This window comes from Mongoliitalea lutea (assembly GCF_014652135.1).
In the GTDB taxonomy this organism is placed as follows: domain Bacteria; phylum Bacteroidota; class Bacteroidia; order Cytophagales; family Cyclobacteriaceae; genus Mongoliitalea; species Mongoliitalea lutea.
This window is the reverse complement of record NZ_BMYF01000009.1, coordinates 170,780-188,363: the sequence shown is the minus strand read 5'-3', so window position 1 is coordinate 188,363 and position 17,584 is coordinate 170,780. Positions and strand designations below refer to the sequence as shown.

Below are 17,584 nucleotides of genomic sequence, written 5' to 3'. Positions count from 1 at the left end.
GGTGATGTATGAGGTAGACCCTGTTACAGGAGAACTCAATGTGTTTAATTTAGATGCAGGAGTTTATACGTATTACTTAGAATTATCAGGGCCCCAGTTTTGTACGATTGTTCAGGTTGGTACGATTGAGGTGAGTTTACCATTAGAGGCAACAACAGTAGTCACACCTGTAATTTGTTTTGGTGATAATAATGGGAGTATTGAAGTGCTATACATTTCTGGCGGCAATCCCCCATTGGAGTATTCTCTTGATGGAGTTAACTGGGTTAGTTCAAATCTTTTTGAAAACTTAAGTCCTGGTACCTATGAGGTGAGTGTGAGAGACGCATCGGGTACTTTTAGTTGTGAGTTGATTCTTCCATCAGTAGAAATTTTAGGTCCTCCGAGCGCAATAGGTATCAATAATGATGTGATCATTGAGCGTTCTTCTTGTGGATTAGCAAATGGGAGCATTACCAATATTCAAGTGCAAGGTGGTTGGGGTAGTTACTCATTTGAATGGAGAAGAGATTCTCCAACAGGACCACTAGTATCTAATGGAACATTAACCGGTATTGAGGGGCTTTTACCTGGGTTCTATTACTTGATTATCCTTGATGCAGAGGGTTGTGAGGAGATTTTTGAATTTGAAATAATCGAACAACCTAATCCTAATTATGAACTTGTTCCATTGCAAGATAGCTGCGAGGGAGAATCAATCACATTATCTGCGCTAAATACTGTTTCAGGTGCAGCTCAAACTGATTTTGTTTGGTCTCGAATGCCCAATCTTCAAGGAGTTATTGAAGATGGAGTCGACCCAACAAATCCTGCGGTATCTTATAATTTATCTGAAGATTTAAATAGTCTTTCTTTAGAGATTAGTGGACTCTCACCCGGTACATATACTTACTACTTAACGATTCTTTGTACAGGTCAAGAGTTACGCTTTGATTTCGAAGTATATCCTACGCCTAATCCTATTTTACAAAGCCAAGATATTAGTTGTTTTGGTGCTAATGACGGTCAGATTTTGTTGATGAGTGGTGGAGATAATTCATTTATTTATACCATTAATGGCGCACAGGTTTTAACGGAGACTCAACTTGCATTAGAGAGATTCTCTCCTGGCACATATATCGTAGAAGTTTCAAATGCGTTTGGTTGTGTTTCTGAACCAATAGTTCTTGAAATAATGGAGCCAGAAGCATTGGTTTTCCAAACCTTTGATACCAAAGATAGTGCATGCGGTTCTAATGATGGAGAAATTGAGGTTTCTTGGTCTGGGGGCACCGAATTGTTCACAGTGATTTTGTTTGAGGGATCGACTGAAATCAGACGTATCACTACATCAGACAGAACTTACATGTTTGATCAATTAGCTCCAGGTGTTTATGAGGTTCAGATTATTGATGCCAATGGATGTACGGTTAATTCTCCTAGTCCAATTGAAATATTAAATGGACCTACTGAAATCACAGTTGCAAATGTGGAGATTTGTGAAGGTCAGGTGGCAACTATAACTCCGTCCATCAATCCTGTCAATTCAAACGCAATATATGCTTGGTATTGGGGTAGTGTTAGTTCCACTAATTTGTTGACATCTGGTGAGATACGTAATGGGGTAAGTATTACAATTGCTAGTAATGGACAAATTTCGCTTGAAGGTATTCAGGGAGGAGAAAGTGTTGATTTGTGGGTTACTGTAAGTGGGTCAGGTGTGTGTGAGGGAGATGTTCAGCAAGCACAAATTAATGTCTTGCCAGCCCCTGTGATAACGGTTTCTAAGCAAGATGAATTATGTTTTGGTGATGGTGGTAGTATTTCCGTTAGTTCTGCATTAATAGAACCTTTTGAAATCAGGTTGAACGGTTCTCTGGTAACTGTAACTAATGGAGTTATTGCTGGATTGGCACCAGGTACCTATAGCATTGAAGCATTGTCAGCTTCTGGGTGTAGCTATCAACTACAAGAGGATGTAGTGATTTTGGGGCCTTCAGCTCCAGTATCATTGGATAATTTGACTATAGCGGAGGCTTCTTGTGGCTTATCAACAGGAAGTATCAATGGACGTGTGTCAGGTGGAACAGCCCCTTACACAATTAATTTGATTTCTTCTTCAGGGCAAATAGTCTCTACATCAAGTCAAGGTCAGGGAGTTGATTTTGCTTTGAATCTGATTGCTGGTGGAACCTATAGTATACAGGCAATAGATGCAAATAGCTGTGAAATAGTTATATCAGACATTTTTATGGGAGAAACAATCGCTGAGATTGAAGTAGAAGATATTGTTATTTGTGTAGGTGAAACAGCAACTTTAAGTCCACAGCTAATTCCTGCTAATCCTGCTGTGAGATATACTTGGTATTACGACAGAAATCTTACTGATCCAGTACTACTTAACTCTGCTCCTGATAGATACGGTGCTACCTATACCTCGGATGGGTTAACTCTTACAGTACAAAATCTACCTGCTTCAAATACAACCTATAGTTATTTTGTATCTATAGAAGGGACGAGTTGTGTGCCGGAAACAGTGGAAGCAAGAATTACGGTACGCCCAATTCCGACCTTGAGAGTCTCAAATCCTTCTATTGTTTGTGACCCAGAGGGGACTGTTGATTTGACCCAATTTATTGAAGGGTTTAATCCAAATGTTTTTGATTATATCATCACTAGCCCTAATGGGAATATTTTAAGGATTGATGATTTATATGAAGTTTCTTCTTCTGGTAGTTATAATGTGCAAAGCTCATTTAGAGGTACAAACTGCTGGACGGCGGTAAATAGAATATCAGTGATTATCACTGATGAACTGCTTACAGCCAATTTTGATTATTTGGTGGATATCAATGGTACTGAAATTCCAAATGCAGAGGTCCAAATTTTGGAAGATATACAGTTTAATGATCTTTCAAATGGAAATGCAGTTATTTGGAATTGGGATTTTGGTGATGGGAATACAAGTTCAGATCAAAATCCTATACATCAATTTGCAGAAACAGGAACCTATACCGTAAGGCTATTGGTGATTGATGCTTTTGGATGTACCTCGGAGTTTACCAGAGTCGTGAGTGTATTTAATGATTATTTGATAATTTTCCCGAATGCTTTCACTCCTTTAGGAAGTATAAATAAATTTTTCAAACCTAAATTTAGAGGTATTTCAACCATGGAATTATATATTTTCAATACATGGGGAGATTTGATTTTCCGTACCAATGAATTGAATACCGAAGGGTGGGACGGGACCTTGAATGGCTCTCCTGTTCCTAATGGGAATTATGTGTACAAGGCTATATTTACAACAAGAGAAGGAGAAAAAGTTGAAAGGTCAGGAGTGTTTTTGTTGATCAAATAGGGAGATTTCAAAAGAAAAAAAACGGATAGCTTTTCAGTTATCCGTTTTTTCTTTTAGGGTAATGCCAACCAGTCCGAAGCGTAATCAGGGGCTGAGCTTAATTTTACCAGCCCATGGTCTGCAATTTGATGAACTGTGTAGGATTTATTTGTTAGAAATTCAAATAGTTTGGCTTGGTTCTCCTGAGCTTCTAAGAAAATTTTTGGTCTATAGGTACTTATTAGTTTAGAAGAACCATGCAGGAGGTCTAACTCAGCCCCTTGGATATCCATTTTAATAAAATCAATTCGATTAGGTTGATGTTTTGCAGCCCACGAATCCAAGCTTAATTGAGGGACTGTTATGGGTATTGTGTTTTCCCAGTTAGAGTATTTTCCCCCAATTCCTGAGTTATGGTATTTTTTTGGGAATACATAAAATGTGATGGTAGAATCTTCTTCCCCTAACGCACAATCAAATAATTGTACATTGTTATAAATTGTATGCAGCTTTACATTACATGTTAGTTTTTCAAAAACATGTGGTGAAGGTTCAAATGCAAATATCTTACCTTCTGCCCCCACAAGCTTTGAAATCAAGAGTGTTTCCGTTCCAATATTTGCACCAGCTTCAATAACCACATCACCTTCTTTGACATAATCAAGTAGGATCTTATTTGTTAATTTTTCATACTCTCCAAAAAAGAATAATGTCCAACCTATGAGGTCTTTTGTATTGATGAGACAATTAATTCCTTGATTTGTTTCTATCACTAAGTCCACTCCTTGGACTTTAGGAGATTCAAAGTTGTAAAAATAATGGGCCAATCGATAGCCTATATTTTTAGGTAAAATGCGTGTAACTTTTCTTAACATGACAAGTTTAAAAAGCTCGTTTTCGGTAATTTTAGCTTGATTATTCATATAGTCAATGATTGGCTAGATTTTTTTAAAGAATTAATGGAGTGATATTAATTGAAATCTACGAAAAATACTAAGTCTTTGATTTATTCGAAATATTTAGCAGATCTTTTATGAAATTTCTATCAAGTTTTAGATTGTTTTTTAAAACGATTTTTAAACACCAAAATTTAAACTATTTTTGACCATTGAAAAGAACGAATTAAAGGTTTATAAATTTTTATGATTACTCCATTAAGTGAATCCAAGATTGCAATTATTGGATTGGGTTACGTAGGATTGCCTTTGGCAGTAGCCTTCGCTGAAAAATACCAAACTATCGGATTTGATATTGATCCTGTAAGAGTTAATGAACTAGCAAACGGTCAAGACAGGACATTGGAAGTAGAGGATGAATTACTTCAGACTGTTTTAGAAGAAAGTCTTGATAAGGTTACGGAAAAGAATAGAGGTCTATTTGTCAGCTGTGATATAGCATCCATTGCTGCATGTAATATTTTCATTGTGACAGTTCCTACGCCTACGGATAAATATAATAGGCCTGTATTAACTCCAATGATCAAAGCATCCGAAATGATTGCGGGTATTTTAAAGCAAGGAGATGTCGTCATTTACGAATCAACTGTCTATCCCGGTGTTACGGAAGAGGAATGTATTCCAATTATCGAGCGTATTTCAGGGAAGATATTCAACCAGGATTTCTATGCAGGATATTCTCCAGAACGTATCAATCCAGGTGATAAAGAACATACGGTTACTAAGATCCTTAAGGTAACATCGGGTTCTACTCCTGAAATTGCTGATTACGTAGATGAGTTGTATAAGTCAGTAATTGTTGCTGGTACATACAAAGCTTCCTCCATTAAAGTAGCAGAGGCTGCCAAAGTAATTGAAAACTCACAAAGGGATATCAATATAGCCTTTGTAAATGAACTTTCGAAAATTTTCAACTTGATGGGGATAGATACCCAAGAGGTATTGAAAGCTGCTGGGACTAAATGGAACTTCCTTCCATTCAAACCAGGTTTGGTTGGAGGTCATTGCATTGGGGTAGATCCCTTCTATCTGGCACAGAAAGCACAGGAAGTTGGCTATCATCCAGAAATTATTTTGGCTGGTAGAAGGCTAAATGACTCTATGGGTAAGTATGTAGCTACAGAAGTCATTAAATTGATGATGCGGAAGGATTTGAAAGTAATCGATTCCAAGGTACTTATATTAGGGTTTACCTTTAAGGAAAACTGTCCGGATGTTCGTAACACTCGGGTTATTGATATTTACAATGAATTGGTTTCCTACGATATAAAGGTTGAGGTCTATGATCCATGGGCAGATCCTAAAGAGGTCATGCATGAGTATGGGGTACAGATCATCAATGGAAAAACCAAAGATAATTTATCCCAGTATTCTGCGATTATTTTAGCAGTTGCTCATGATGAATTTAAGACATGGGAAATAGAGAAGTCATCCAATCAGGTCTTGTATGATGTGAAAGGGGTACTTCCTAAAGAAATGGTTGATGCCAGATTGTGATTGAGTTTGCATAAATGTCTATAATCATACAGTCAACCGATTGGCACAGTGAGGCCTGATGCTGAGGTTTATTGTATGATTTTTATTTGTAATACATAGATAACTATGGTCTGAATTACAGTTTTGGTTGGTTATAAGATTTCTGATATGTTTTATTTCATGGAATCAGTTAGTCTTTTTTCATTCAACCCTGTAATTGTTTGCGCATGACCATCATTTGTTTTTGAAATAGTTTATTTTTGTTAGGTCATGATGTGACTGAAAGGGCGAAGCTTTATAAATCAAGCATATTTGTCTTCAATTGAAATATTACTAAATTTATCGATTATCCACATTTATCTAAAGATATATGAATTTCATTAAGTCTCTCCTAGGGTTTTTCTTATTGGTACTGGTGTTTTCTTCCTGTATTTCAAACAAAAAGTTAATTTACCTACAAAATCTACCGGATAGAGAACCAATTTTTGATGAGCAGCTGATTTCTTATGAAATCCCTGAATATCGTTTGCAGTTTAATGATATCATCCGCGTAGAGATCAAAACAGTAGATGATTTTTTGGAGAGTGGCTTTAGTAGTTCTTTGCAGCAAATGAATAATATGGGTATGGGTGGAATGATGGGAGCAGGGGATATATTCTATCTTACGGGATACTCCGTAGATCAATATGGATTTGTGCGTTTACCGATTGTGGGTCAGATAAGTGTTCTTAATATGACATTGGAGGAGGCAAGAGCTGTAATAGAAGAAAAAATCAGGGAATTTGTCACCACTGATCTTTATGTGAAAATTCAATTGGGAGGCATACGGTTTGCAACACTTGGTCAATTTAATGCACCGGGTAAATATGTAGTCCTGCAAGAGCGTTTGACTATTTTAGAAGCAATTGCCACTGCTGGAGATTTAACAAATTTAGCCAAGCGTGATGACTTGATGCTGATAAGACAATATCCTGATGGTTCCAAAATCCATCGAGTCAATTTAAGGGATAGGAATTTGATCAGTTCTCCTTTTTACTTTATACAGCCAAATGATCAACTTTATGCTGAACCAATGAAGGTAAGAGAGCTAGGATCTGGCGAAACTGCTGTGCAATCTCTTTCTTTATTTGTAAGTACATTTACGGCTGTAGGGTTAATTTTAGCTATAATTTTAAATTGATTTATTGATGTCCAAAAACAGTCAATCTTCTACGAATTCATCTTCTTCCATATTCTCGACGGAATCACTGGATTTAAAATCCATACTGTTTCGCTATTTAGGCATTTGGCCTTATATTCTTGTCTTTAGTTTAGCAGGCTTATTGTATGGTTTTATAAATAATCGGACAACAAACCCAATCTATAGTATAGATTCTACTATTTTAATTACTGAAAGTAAATCTGCTTTGGGAAATGACTTGTTTGACCCTTCAGCCCTTAATCAAAGCAGATCTAATTTACAAAATGAGATTGGTATTTTAAGGTCATTTTCTTTAGCCGAGGAAACGGTTGCCGGAATGAATTTAAACGTCGCGTATTTTAAAGAAGGATTTTACAGGAATACACAGCTTTATGGTAATGTGCCAATTTTAGTTTCAGTTGATTGGAAGCGACCCCAACTTACGGGTGTTTTCTTTAAAATAAAGGTTATTGGAACTGATTCATTTGAATTGTATCTTGAAAAGAAATCTAAATCATTTTTCAAGTCATTAAATCCATTTAATAATACAAGATATGAAAGAGTTGAGGTAAATGAGGGTGTTTTTGAATTTGGCGAACTGATTTCCATGGATAATTTTGAACTAAAAATTGAAAACATTTATGCGTCAGATCAGGAAGAAATAGTATTCAAGTTATTTGATAATTATTCTTTAGCCAACATGTATAGAGGTTCCGTTCAAATTGAGCCTTATGGGAACTCTTCTACTATTTTAAGTTTACGTATGTCTGCTGTTGATCGAAGGTTGGGAGAGGATTATCTGAATAAATTAATGGAGACATATTTAAATCGGGAGTTAAGAGAAAAGAATAAAGCTTCTGAAAATACTATCAGGTTTATCGAACAGCAGTTACTAGGAATTACAGACTCCTTGAATTTTGTGGAAGATAAATTGGAAGCATACAGAACTCAAAATAGAATTTTTAATTTATCTCAGGAAGGTTCGGTAGCATTTGCCAGGCTGCAAGAATTGGAAAAAGAAAAATCTAGAATAGATATTAATCTGAAATACTATCAAAATTTACAAATCTATTTGAATAGTGATAAAATAAGTGAATTAATTGCCCCTTCGGTGGTTGGGCTTACTGACCCCTTGTTGAATGCACTAGTGGCAAATTTATCTGAATTGCAGTCTGATAAGGTTAGACTTTCAGCAAATTATGCGGAACAAGCCCCAGCAATGCGAGAAATTCGTAATAAAATAGAAAGTACAAAGAGAACACTTATTGAGAATGTGAATGCAGCAATTAGGAATACGGAATTAGCGTTATCTGAAATTAATTCAAAAGTGAGGTTAGCAGAAAGAGAGATTGATGCCTTGCCCGAAACTGAACGAAAGTTGCTTAGTATTCAAAGACAGTTCTCTATCAATGAAAATATTTATATTTATTTGTTGGAAAAAAGAGCTGAAGCACAAATTACTACAGCTGCTAATTTGCCCAAAAATATGATTTTAGATAAGGCTAAGGCTTCATATGCTCCTTTTGCTCCTCAGACATCCAAAAATCTAATGCTTGGGTTACTTGTTGGTTTTTTTATTCCTATTGGATTTACCTTCCTGAAAGATTTTTTTAATGATAAGATTGAAGATATTAAAGAATTGGAAAAAAAGATGGTTGTGCCTTTTATTGGTGCAATTGGGAGGTATGAAGGAGATAGCGCCATTCCTGTATTAACCAACCCACGCTCCACGGTCACGGAGTCATTCCGTAGCCTAAGAGCTGATACTGCTTATCTTCTTCCGATGCAAGATAAATTGACTTTATTGTTTACCTCTTGCATATCAGGGGAGGGTAAAACATTTACTTCTATCAATATTGCATCTGTGTATTCTTTAATGGGTAAAAAAACTATCCTATTAGGATTGGATCTTCGGAAACCAAAAATTGCAGAGGATTTCGGTATGGTCAATGATATAGGTGTCAGTACATGTTTGAGTTCTGCTCTTTCTTGGCGTGAGGCAGTTAAAAATACAGGTTACGATAATTTTCATGTAATATTATCTGGGCCCATACCTCCCAATCCGGCTGAATTGTTATTGCAAGATCGATTCAAAGAAATGATGGCAGAAATCAAAGCAGAATATGATGTGGTCATCCTTGATTGCCCTCCTGTGGGATTGGTTTCTGAAACCAAACAACTGTTCTCTCATGCGGACCTTAGTTTCTTTGTGTTTAGACAAGGGTACTCATCTAAAGGGAATGTGGATGTTTTAAATAATTTAGTTGAAAAAGGCGGAGTTAGTAAAATTTACGGAATCTTAAATGATGTTCATGTAGATAAATATAAGTATGGGTATGGCTATGGTTATGGCTACGGTTATGGCTATGGAAACAATTCTTATGGATATCATGATGAGGAGAAAATTAGTTTTAAAAAGAAGTATTCGAAAAAAATAAAGAAATTTTTTCAAAAATTTTAAAGTTTATTTTACTAAAAATCAATGCATAAAAATGCTTTAATTTATGTAGCTGGAGGCAATGGAATGGTTGGTTCAGCTATTCTGCGTTTGCTTTCAAGGAAAGGATATAGTAATTTATTAACTATGCCTTCATCAGAATTAGATTTGCGGAATCAGGTAGCAGTTGATGATTTTTTTAACATTAATAAACCGTCAATTGTGATAGACGCTGCGGCAAGAGTTGGTGGTATTTTAGCAAATCAACAATACCCCTATCAGTTTTTGATGGATAATTTGAAAATTCAGAATAATTTGATTGATGCTTCAGTCACATATGAAGTAGAAAAATTTATTTTTTTGGGTTCTTCATGCATTTACCCAAAGTTTGCGAATCAACCTTTAAGAGAAGAGTATTTATTGACATCTGCCCTTGAACCTACAAATGAATGGTATGCATTAGCAAAAATTGCAGGGATTAAGGCTTGTGAAGCAGCAAGAATACAATATGGGAAGGATTTTCTTTCTTTAATGCCGACCAATCTGTATGGGCCTAATGATAACTTTGATTTGAAGACTTCACATGTATTGCCTGCAATGATCAGAAAGTTCCACGAGGCTAAGGTGAGAAGTGAAGATTTGAGGATGTCAAATCCTAAGCATATCGAAAGGGTCGAGTTATGGGGTTCTGGTACACCGATGCGGGAGTTTTTACATGTGGATGATTTAGCTGATGCGGTAGTTTTTGCATTAGAAAACTCCTTGGAAGACCATTTGTATAATGTGGGTACAGGAGTGGATTTAAGTATTCGAGAACTTGCTTCCATGATCCAATCAATTGTTGGATTTGAGGGAGATATAGTTTGGGATGACAATAAGCCTGATGGGACCCCACGAAAGTTGATGGACGTTTCCAAAATGACCCAGGCGGGTTGGAAGGCAAAGTTAGGTTTGGAAGAGGGTATACGAAGTACTTATGATTGGTTCTTGGAAAATCAAAACTCTTTCAAAGAAGTAAAAATTTGAAGTACCGCAAACTAGTCAGCCTATCTTGGTGATTCAAAAACGGTAATTTATGAATCACTTTATCAAAATGATGGAGAATGGGATTAAAAGAATTGTTTTATAAAAATTAATACCATTGGGTAACACAATTATTCTCTTTGTGAAACGCTTTGGTCTTTAGCATATGAAAGTAGCATTAATTACAGGTATTACCGGTCAAGATGGTTCTTATCTTGCAGAACTTTTACTAGAAAAAGGATACATGGTGCATGGCGTTAAACGGAGGGCATCATCTTTTAATACTCAGCGCATAGACCACTTGTATGTTGATCAACATGAAGATCATGTAAATTTTAAATTACATTATGGAGATTTGACTGATTCGACCAATATCATTCGAATCATTCAAGAAGTACAGCCGGACGAGATCTACAACTTAGGTGCCATGTCCCATGTGAAAGTTTCTTTTGATTCTCCTGAGTATGTGGCGAATGTTGATGGTATAGGCACTCTCAGAATATTGGAAGCTGTAAGGATTTTGGGCTTGGAGAAAAAAACAAGGATCTATCAAGCATCCACATCTGAATTGTACGGGGGAATGGAAGAGAATAAAAATTCAAAAGGGATGTACGATGAAAATTCTCCTTTTTATCCTCGTTCTCCCTATGGGGCCGCCAAGATTTACGGATATTGGATTACAAAAAACTATCGGGAAGCGTATAACATGTTTGCTTGTAATGGTATTTTGTTTAATCACGAATCTCCGCGAAGAGGGGAAACCTTTTCAACGAGGAAAATTACCCGTGCCGCAGCGAAGATTGCTTTAGGCTTACAGCAAACTTTATATCTTGGAAATTTAGATTCGCAGCGGGATTGGGGACATGCCAAAGATTACGTTAAAGCTATGTGGTTAATTCTACAACAAGAGAAAGCAGAGGATTATGTTATTGCAACAGGTCAGACCACTAAAATTCGCGATTTTATAGAAATGGCTTTTGCAGAGGTTGGTTTATATATCGGCTGGCAAGGTGAAGGAGTCAATGAACTAGGGGTGTTGAGTAAGATAGATAAAGATAGATTTAACAATGCTGTCAGTCTTGCAAAACAATCGCAAAATAAAAATGATAATACTGATCTTTCTGTGGGGGATGTATTAATTAGAATAGATGCTAGATATTTTAGACCTACAGAAGTTGATATTTTAATAGGGGACCCTTCTAAAGCTAAAACCCAATTGGGGTGGGAGCCACAGTATAACTTAGAGGCTATGGTGGAAGAAATGGTCCATTCCGATATAGCGCTTTTCACGAAAGATATGATTCTTAAAAGGTTGGGTTATCTAATCCCTAGAGAGGAAGAATAGAATGTTTTATATAATTCAAAAAATAGGTTTTAGTAAACTCCATGAAAGTACAAATATCCGATTTACCCGAAAAAGTTTACAGCCGACAAAATAGGACGAACCTTGGTAAGCTAGTTGCAGATATGCTAGCAGATGTGTGGAGTTCTCACTTTTTAGCTCGACAATTTGCCAAAAGGGATATTAGTGCCCAATATAGGCAATCATATTTAGGCATATTATGGCTCTTCTTAACTCCTATAGCTTCAGCATTAGTTTGGATTTTTTTAAATAACTCAGGCACCTTATCAATTGCTGATACAGGTATGCCATATCCTGTGTATGTTTTTTCGGGCACACTTATTTGGTCTATTCTTATCGATGCTATCAATTCGCCAACACAAAGCACAAACAGTGCAAGGGATATTTTGAGTAAAGTTAATTTCCCTAAAGAAGCATTGATATTGTCAGGAGTCTATAAGTTGATTTTTAATAGTTTGGTGAAAATTTTTCTTTTAGGAATATTTTTGTTGTTTTTTGATGTTGGGTTCCATTTGTCTTTGCTGTATTTCCCCTTAGTATTTATAAGTGTGATTTTAGTTGGGACCGCTGTTGGTCTTTTTTTAACCCCTATAGGTTTGTTATATACGGATGTTTCTAGATTAATTACTATGGGCTTAACATTAATAATGTATCTTACGCCTGTCATGTATGGGATTCCAGATAGTGGTTTGATGAAAATCATTATGGAATTAAATCCACTAACACCTCTTGTTACTACATTAAGAGAGGTTGCTGTTGGTCAAGATGTTCAATTCTTATCTTACTTTTTGGTGTTGACTGGATTGGGAATTGTTTTTTTGTTTATTAGTTTGATCATTTACAGATTATCAATTCCAGTTATTGTAGAACGTTTAAGCGCATAAGTATGGCTGGAGAAGTATTGATTAAAGTAGAAGGTGTTTCAAAAAAATTCTGCAAAGATTTAAAAACAAGCTTATGGTACGGAGTTAAGGATTTGGTATTTGGTATCAAAGGGCACAACTCGGATGGAGAGTTAAGGCCTAAAGAATTCTGGGCTGTAAGGGATATTAACTTTGAGTTGCGAAGAGGAGAGTGCCTAGGATTAATTGGACATAATGGTGCTGGAAAATCTACTTTACTTAAAATTTTAAATGGCTTAATTAATCCGGATGCTGGTACTGTAACTATGCGTGGTAGGGTTGGAGCTCTTATTGAGTTAGGGGCAGGATTTAATCCTATTCTTACAGGAAGAGAGAATATTTACAATAATGGAGCTGTTTTGGGATTTACTCGGAAGGAGATAGATTCAAAAGTAGATGCAATTATTGACTTTGCAGAAATTCGTGACTTTATCGATATGCCTGTACAAAATTACAGTTCAGGGATGAAGGTTAGATTAGGGTTTGCAGTGGCAGCACAAATGGAACCTGATATTTTAATAATAGATGAGGTGTTAGCGGTTGGTGATGTAGGGTTTAGGTTTAAGTGTTTGAATGCCATTGGGGAGTTGATGAAGAACTCTGCAGTTATTTTTGTCTCCCACAGTATGCCTATGATTTATAGAGTTTGTAATGAGGTAATGCTTATGAAGGCTGGGAAAAATATGATTTTCACTAACAATATTGGTTTAGGGGTAAAAGAATATTATAAATTATTCAAAAAAGGACAAGAAAATATTGTTGGAAGTCGAGAGGCAAAGGTTGAAAGTTTTGAATTAATTTCCGGTGATCAGATTGTTCATGCAGGAGGCATGATTGAAATACATCATGGAGATTCCTTGATATGTAATTTAAAAATCAAGTTGGAAGCTCATATTCCAAAGGCTTCTGTGCAGTTGGTTATTTGGAATGAAGAAATGTTACCTGTTATGGATGTCATGAGTCAGGAAAAAGAGGGCTTTATTATTGATAACAGTGAAAATAGTAGCCAATTAATATCTGTTAGGCTTACAGATCTTTACTTAAATAATGGCAGACATACGGTTAGTGTAATGATTAATGCGCCTGATTTAAGTGTAAGTTATTGTAGACATGACAATATTGCAGAAATTTACATGGTTTTAGATACTGCAAGTGCGGCACACGTGATTTATCCAGCTAAATGGGATGTAAATTAAACTAGGTCAAATGCTTATAGTTACACAAGAAAACAGCGATACTTTTCAAGTAAAGTCTCATTTAAAATGGATTTCATTAAAATCTAGATTCAGGTTTGGGAGAAAATTATTTATTGATTGCGGTACCAATTTAGGTCAAGGTTTTGAATATTTTCAAAAATATTTTCCTCTTAAAGATTTTGATGCAGTATTGATTGAGCCCAATCCAAATTGCATAAAAATTATTGAAAATAAGTACGGTGACAATAAGAAAATTGAAATTATACAAAAGGCAGCATGGATAAATAATTCTACGTTGAAATTTTTTGGGCTTGTTGAAGATGAACGAGGAGAGACCTCTCAAGGAGCTTCGGTTTTAGAAGAGCATAACGGATCCATGTATAAAGCTAATAAGGAAGCGTCACTGGAAGTGGAGGGTTTTTCTTTTGGAGATTTCCTTGATAAAAAATCAAAAGAATATGAGGTAATCATAGTTAAATTAGATATTGAGTCGGCCGAGTATGCTGTTTTGGATGACATAATTAAAAGTGGTAGCATAAAGAATATAGATCATATTTTTGTAGAATTTCATAGTCAATATTTTGATGTAAATGATAGGCCTAAATATTTAGAAAAAGAGCGTCTTTTAATTGAAAAAATGAAGAAAATGAATGTTGGAGTTTCCATTTGGATTTAGTTTTAGAACAATTAAGTTAATTTTTCATGTGTGGTATTTCAGGATATATATCAAAAAATAATAATTTTGATATAAACGATCTTCGGAGAATTAATGATCAAATGAATCATAGGGGTCCGGATGAAGATGGTGTATATGCTTATTTAAATCTGGGAATTGGGCATAAACGATTATCTATAATTGATCTATCAAGTGGGCAACAGCCAATGAAAAATGATGACGAATCATTAATTATTTCTTATAATGGAGAGTTATATAATTATCTTGAAATAAAAGATCGTCTGATTAAGTTTGGTTTAAAGTTTCATACCTCATCGGATACAGAGGTAATTTTAAAAGCATATCAACATTATGGAAAGACATGCGTTCAGCACTTTAGAGGGATGTTTGCTTTTTCTATCATTGATAAGCTTAAACAAGAAGTATTCATAGCGCGGGATCATTTGGGTATAAAACCAGTGGTTTATTATGAAGATGCGAATTCTTTTTCATGGGCATCAGAAATCAACGCGCTGAAATCAACTCCAAATTTTATTACTGACATCGATTTGTATGCTATTGATCAATATTTAACTTACCAATATATCCCTGCGCCTAGAACAGCATATAGGAAAATTAAAAAATTACTTCCGGGACATTACATGGTTGTGGATTTTGAAGGTAATGTAAAGGCTAACAGGAAATATTGGGATATACACTTTAAAGCTGAAAAGAAGTCGAAAGATTTTTGGTTAAATGAATTAGAGAATGAATTAAGGAAATCTGTAGCATTACATACTGTTTCTGATGTTGAGTTTGGTGCGTTTTTATCTGGTGGTATTGATTCTACTTTAGTTGTGAAGTACATGACCGAACAATTGGGAACAGGAATTAAGACCTATACAATTGGATTTAAAGACTCAAGCGTCAATGAAACAAATTATGCACAACAAGTCGCTAATAAATTTAAAACTGACCATACCTGCATCACTTTAGAAGGAGATGCCTTAGAAGTGTTACCCTTATTGGTTAAACATTATGGAGAGCCTTTTGGAGATTTTTCAGCCATACCTACATTTTATGTAAGCGAACTAGCTTCTAAGGATGTTAAAATGGTTTTATCTGGGGATGGCGCTGATGAGGCCTTTGCTGGATACGGTCATTATCCTATATGGCTTCAAAAAATATCAAGTCATCAATCCAATGCAGTGTTTAAAAATAAAACTGTAGCTGCTTTGTATCCTTTAGCGAATAAAATATATCCCAAAAGGTATCCCAAGCTAAGCTTGCCTTTTGATGACTTAGCATATTACTTGCGTTATAGAGAAAGGATGGATAGTACTTTTCGTGAACAACTTTGGAAAAATTCTTTTAAATTTTTAATTGATTTGCCTAATGAAATAGAAAATCTATATGGTGATAGATTTAGAGATCAGAATAAATTTAACAGATCTCAATTTTTTGATATAAAAGTTTTTATGCCTGATGATATTTTAACCAAAGTTGATGTGGCAAGTATGATCAATAGTTTAGAGGTTAGAACACCAATAACAGACAAAGCAGTCTTTGAATTAGCAGCTACTATCCCGTCAGAACTTTTACTAACTCAAAAAGATGGAAATTGGCAGGGAAAAAGCCTTTTAAAAAAATTATTATCTAAAGATTTTGATTTAGATTTTATAGAGCGAAAAAAGCAAGGTTTTGAGATCCCTTTAGATAAGTGGTTGTTTGATGGATCTAATTTAGAAAAAATACAAAAAAGGTTTTATGATCCTGATGGCCTTTTAAATCGGTTGTTTGATTTGAAGATGCTTGAGAAAATATTAATTGAGAAAAAAGGGTATTATGTTTGGTTGTTACTAGTGCTAGATGAATGGTTTAGACAGAATGAGGGCTGATTCAAAAATAAATTCATTTGATTCACTTAAAGACAAACGGTTTTTATTTGTTGTTAACACGTTAAGGGGATTTGGTGGAGCAGAGCGTCAATCATTAATCTTAGCAACATATATAAAAAAAAATATCTCCTCAAATGTTTTCTTTTTAGCCTTCGAAGATGGTGGGGAGTTTCGATTACTACTTGAGGAAGCTAGAATTGAAGTGCATTGTTTTACATTTAAGCACCAAGCGTCAAAGTTTAAAAAGGCTTTTCAATATTTTAGATTAATCCAATTTGTAAAACCATTAAAGCCTGATTTTTTGATACCTTATGTGGCTGAATCCAATAAAATTGTGGCACAAATTTGGAAATATACTGGGGCAATGTTTGCTTTTTGGAATCAGCGGGAAGAAGGGAGGAAACTATTTGGAACTTCTCATGAAAAAAAAATAATCAGTAAGGTTCCTGCTATAATTTCTAATTCATTTGAGGGAAGAGATGCATTAGTTCGGGTTTATAACCTAAATCCTGATGAAATAACTGTTATAAATAATGGGATAATTCCTTACACGGATGAAATAGAAGACTACGATTGGCATTCTCACTTTAAAATTGAAAGGCATAGACCTCTAGTAAGTATGGTTGCCAATATTACCAGTCGTAAAGATCATTTCACACTATTTAAAGCATGGCAATTAGTAATTTTTCAATGTAGAACAAAACAGATGCCCTTACCATTTTTAGTTTTGGCTGGACGACTAGATGACACATATGATGATTTAAGATTGCTTGGATTTGATTTAAACTTGAGTGATTCTGTTGGTTTTACAGGCTCTATAAATCCTGTACAGTCTTTGATTAAGAATAGTTTATTTTGTGTATTTAGTTCAAATTTGGAAGGTTGTCCCAATGGTGTATTAGAGTGCATGGAACAAGGAAAGGCAGTTATTGCTACCAATATTAGTGGTGTGATGCAAGCCCTAGGTACTACTTATGCAGATATTTGTTTATCTCAACCAAATAATCATTGCGATTTGGCTGATAAAATAATGAATTTGTATCAACAACCATATTTAATAAAGGAAATTGGTATCTATAATTCCAATCGAATTACTAAGGAGTTTTCTGTTGAACAAATGGTAACTAAACATCTTCAAATAATTGAAGATAAGTTAAAAAGATTTCCTAAAGTGTGATC

At 35.2% G+C, this 17,584-nt stretch carries 12 protein-coding genes; 11 read left to right on the top strand and 1 reads right to left on the bottom strand.

Annotated features, from left to right (window positions below; all coding sequences use genetic code 11):
* A partial coding sequence (locus tag IE080_RS09215; protein WP_189581063.1) for a PKD domain-containing protein occupies positions 1-3,340 on the top strand: 3,340 nt, incomplete at its 5' end.
* Positions 3,341-3,393: 53 nt separating this feature from the next.
* On the opposite strand, the gene IE080_RS09210 is transcribed toward IE080_RS09215, so the two are convergent.
* Entirely contained in the window at positions 3,394-4,242 is an 849-nt protein-coding gene (locus IE080_RS09210; protein ID WP_189581059.1) for an FkbM family methyltransferase, read from the bottom strand.
* 219 nt (positions 4,243-4,461) lie between these two features.
* Here IE080_RS09210 and IE080_RS09205 point away from each other — a divergent pair, with 219 nt between their 5' ends.
* The 10 genes from IE080_RS09205 to IE080_RS09160 all read left to right on the top strand — a co-directional run bounded on the left by IE080_RS09205 (position 4,462) and on the right by IE080_RS09160 (position 17,582).
* Positions 4,462-5,772 (top strand): nucleotide sugar dehydrogenase, encoded by a 1,311-nt coding sequence (locus tag IE080_RS09205; RefSeq protein WP_308428164.1) that lies wholly within the window; start codon positions 4,462-4,464, stop codon positions 5,770-5,772.
* Between the two features lie 349 nt (positions 5,773-6,121).
* On the top strand, positions 6,122-6,931 hold the full coding sequence (locus IE080_RS09200) for a polysaccharide biosynthesis/export family protein (protein ID WP_189581057.1): 810 nt from the start codon (positions 6,122-6,124) through the stop codon (positions 6,929-6,931).
* 7 nt (positions 6,932-6,938) lie between these two features.
* On the top strand, positions 6,939-9,392 hold the full coding sequence (locus IE080_RS09195; RefSeq protein WP_189581053.1) for a GumC family protein: 2,454 nt from the start codon (positions 6,939-6,941) through the stop codon (positions 9,390-9,392).
* Positions 9,393-9,413: 21 nt separating this feature from the next.
* On the top strand, positions 9,414-10,394 hold the full coding sequence (locus tag IE080_RS09190; RefSeq protein WP_189581051.1) for a GDP-L-fucose synthase family protein: 981 nt from the start codon (positions 9,414-9,416) through the stop codon (positions 10,392-10,394).
* Positions 10,395-10,557: 163 nt separating this feature from the next.
* Positions 10,558-11,736, top strand: coding sequence for a GDP-mannose 4,6-dehydratase (gene gmd / locus IE080_RS09185; RefSeq protein ID WP_189581049.1), 1,179 nt, complete (start codon positions 10,558-10,560; stop codon positions 11,734-11,736).
* A 41-nt stretch (positions 11,737-11,777) separates the two neighbouring features.
* The gene (locus IE080_RS09180) at positions 11,778-12,638 is read left to right on the top strand and encodes an ABC transporter permease (RefSeq protein ID WP_189581047.1); all 861 of its coding nucleotides are present in this window, start codon (positions 11,778-11,780) and stop codon (positions 12,636-12,638) included.
* A gap of 2 nt (positions 12,639-12,640) precedes the next feature.
* Entirely contained in the window at positions 12,641-13,852 is a 1,212-nt protein-coding gene (locus tag IE080_RS09175; RefSeq protein WP_189581045.1) for an ABC transporter ATP-binding protein, read from the top strand.
* Positions 13,853-13,862: 10 nt separating this feature from the next.
* Complete coding sequence (locus tag IE080_RS09170) at positions 13,863-14,528, top strand: FkbM family methyltransferase (RefSeq protein ID WP_189581043.1); 666 nt, start codon at positions 13,863-13,865, stop codon at positions 14,526-14,528.
* A gap of 26 nt (positions 14,529-14,554) precedes the next feature.
* Entirely contained in the window at positions 14,555-16,405 is a 1,851-nt protein-coding gene (gene asnB / locus IE080_RS09165) for an asparagine synthase (glutamine-hydrolyzing) (protein WP_189581041.1), read from the top strand.
* The gene (locus IE080_RS09160) at positions 16,377-17,582 is read left to right on the top strand and encodes a glycosyltransferase family 4 protein (RefSeq protein ID WP_189581038.1); all 1,206 of its coding nucleotides are present in this window, start codon (positions 16,377-16,379) and stop codon (positions 17,580-17,582) included. The genes asnB and IE080_RS09160 overlap by 29 nt, the downstream gene beginning before the upstream one ends.
* Positions 17,583-17,584: the final 2 nt, after the last annotated feature.

Bases quoted from the DNA above. Each gene is read 5' to 3' on its own strand.
- IE080_RS09210 (WP_189581059.1), bottom strand. From the start codon at position 4,242: ATGAATAATCAAGCTAAAATTACCGAAAACGAGCTTTTTAAACTTGTC.
- IE080_RS09205 (WP_308428164.1), top strand. From the start codon at position 4,462: ATGATTACTCCATTAAGTGAATCCAAGATTGCAATTATTGGATTGGGT.
- IE080_RS09200 (WP_189581057.1), top strand. From the start codon at position 6,122: ATGAATTTCATTAAGTCTCTCCTAGGGTTTTTCTTATTGGTACTGGTG.
- IE080_RS09195 (WP_189581053.1), top strand. From the start codon at position 6,939: ATGTCCAAAAACAGTCAATCTTCTACGAATTCATCTTCTTCCATATTC.
- IE080_RS09190 (WP_189581051.1), top strand. From the start codon at position 9,414: ATGCATAAAAATGCTTTAATTTATGTAGCTGGAGGCAATGGAATGGTT.
- gmd (WP_189581049.1), top strand. From the start codon at position 10,558: ATGAAAGTAGCATTAATTACAGGTATTACCGGTCAAGATGGTTCTTAT.
- IE080_RS09180 (WP_189581047.1), top strand. From the start codon at position 11,778: ATGAAAGTACAAATATCCGATTTACCCGAAAAAGTTTACAGCCGACAA.
- IE080_RS09175 (WP_189581045.1), top strand. From the start codon at position 12,641: ATGGCTGGAGAAGTATTGATTAAAGTAGAAGGTGTTTCAAAAAAATTC.
- IE080_RS09170 (WP_189581043.1), top strand. From the start codon at position 13,863: ATGCTTATAGTTACACAAGAAAACAGCGATACTTTTCAAGTAAAGTCT.
- asnB (WP_189581041.1), top strand. From the start codon at position 14,555: ATGTGTGGTATTTCAGGATATATATCAAAAAATAATAATTTTGATATA.
- IE080_RS09160 (WP_189581038.1), top strand. From the start codon at position 16,377: ATGAATGGTTTAGACAGAATGAGGGCTGATTCAAAAATAAATTCATTT.